This is a genomic window from Imperialibacter sp., from assembly GCF_040222385.1.
Classification (GTDB): domain Bacteria; phylum Bacteroidota; class Bacteroidia; order Cytophagales; family Cyclobacteriaceae; genus Imperialibacter.
Genome location: NZ_JAVKDF010000029.1, coordinates 1 through 1,679, shown reverse-complemented (window position 1 = coordinate 1,679; position 1,679 = coordinate 1). Strand labels below are relative to the sequence as shown.

At 42.6% G+C, this 1,679-nt stretch carries 2 protein-coding genes; both read right to left on the bottom strand.

Annotation, left to right across the window (positions count from 1 at the left end; translation table 11 throughout):
• Positions 1–303: 303 nt before the first annotated feature.
• On the bottom strand, positions 304–759 hold the full coding sequence (locus tag RIG68_RS15055) for a hypothetical protein (protein WP_350123803.1): 456 nt from the start codon (positions 757–759) through the stop codon (positions 304–306).
• A gap of 12 nt (positions 760–771) precedes the next feature.
• Positions 772–1,185 carry a hypothetical protein gene (locus RIG68_RS15050; protein ID WP_350123800.1) on the bottom strand — a complete coding sequence of 138 codons (414 nt, stop codon included), beginning with the start codon at positions 1,183–1,185 and terminating at the stop codon, positions 772–774.
• Between the last annotated feature and the right edge of the window lie 494 nt (positions 1,186–1,679).

The following is a 1,679-nucleotide window of genomic DNA, read 5'->3' as shown; positions in this document are numbered from 1 at the left end:
TACTTGCACGGTCTCACCGCTAAGACTTGAAGTTTCATTTCATGCCACAAATGGCTGCTAATCTGACCAGGACAGACCTTACCCCCGAAACCTTGAAATACTGCTGATTTTACGCTCAGAAAGAAGCAATCGAACTTAACGACTAGCTATCGTGCGTGGGGGTTTTTAATGCAGTTCAGCTCCCTCTAGCACTTAGCCACTCAACTGATAAATTTATACTTTGTGGCGGACAATCCAAGCCAGCTGCCGCTTGCTTACTGCCGAGCCCCCCATGCATGATAGGTTTGTGTTGTAGCACTTTTCTCACCCGTTTTTGGATTTTAGGAAAAGCAGTAAATCTAAGAGGTGCCGTTGGGTGTGGCTGTAAAATATCAGCTCGAAATACCACAAAGCGTCACTTTCGCTATTATTCTCGTATCTCCACTTAATCTCAAGGATATCATAGATAATGTCTGCCAAATCGTCCAGTGCGTCACCCATTGAATTTTCTGGGTCTTGGGAAACTTCGTCAACATTTAGGACAACATGGTAAGGTCCGAAGTCAGGGAAGTTAGCTCTGATGTTTGTAATAATGTCGGGAAATTGTCCTTTTTCAAAGTCTGGATAATCAGTATTATCAAAGACGTAGTCGATTTCAAAGTACTTTGAGTATAGCCGTACAAGGCTTGCTTCCAAATCTTTCTCATTGCCGTCAACACTTAGTCCGGGTTCGAGTCCATACTTGGCAATCTCATTAATTGTTTCTAGTAGGTCAGTCAAGGTCTTAGCATTTTAATCATTCCGTAAGTCCAACATGCTTTGGGCTGGGTTGCCAGTCTTATATCTTACCAAAACTTGTTTACTTGACTTCCAATTGTTGAGTAAAATTTGTCCATTAACAGGCGTACCGTCCACGAAGTCTACCTTTTCGTACTCTTGTTCACCAACTAAATACGAGTATCTGACTTTGTAATGGTCAATCTCGAGTTTGTTGCCCAATTTAGTTTGCCTGATAATTGATTGTTCGTCGACGTCCAAAAGAATCCCCGATGTCTCATTGTCATATTTCGAGAGTTTATAATAGCGAGACAATTGAGGAAAGTAAATGATTATGACAACTACAGAAAGCAGGAGTGCCGTCACTCCGATGGTAATGAAGCTGCTCTTAAGATCCCACAAATGGTAGAATTTAGTTTTATTAGCCATCCCGACATGTGCTACAACATTGAGGCAAGAAACGTACATCTGTCTTCAGTAACACAGGCTGCATTTCCTTGCCAATTAAAGATAGTAAAATGCAGTTATGATGTATGTTTTTTGCCGTGTGTTATGTTCAGGTGCCCCGTATTGCTATGCGTTCCTGCAAATCCGTCAACCTATCTGCACCCTGGTTGCTTCTTTCTGGCCACTGATAACCCAATCAGGCAGTATTTAGAACCTCACTATGGTCTTTAGCTAAGGCTAAGGAATTTTTCGTAGTGAGGTTTGGCAAGGTTTCGCCCAGCGCTCCGCAGATCAGTTCCATCTAACCCTGTCCCATTAGCTCAGATTAGCAGCCAGTTATCCGCTTGACTTTGTGGTCAAAAACGGCTAACTTCATCAAGTCTTTGAGACGATCTCGACTCGTCTACAAGTAGAATCCTTCTTACTTGCACGGTCTCACCGCTAAGACTTGAAGTTTCATTTCATGCCACAAATGG

What these genes read in the sequence shown, in the direction of transcription:
- RIG68_RS15050 (WP_350123800.1), bottom strand. Translation starts at nt 1,185, where the DNA reads ATGGCTAATAAAACTAAATTCTACCATTTGTGGGATCTTAAGAGCAGC.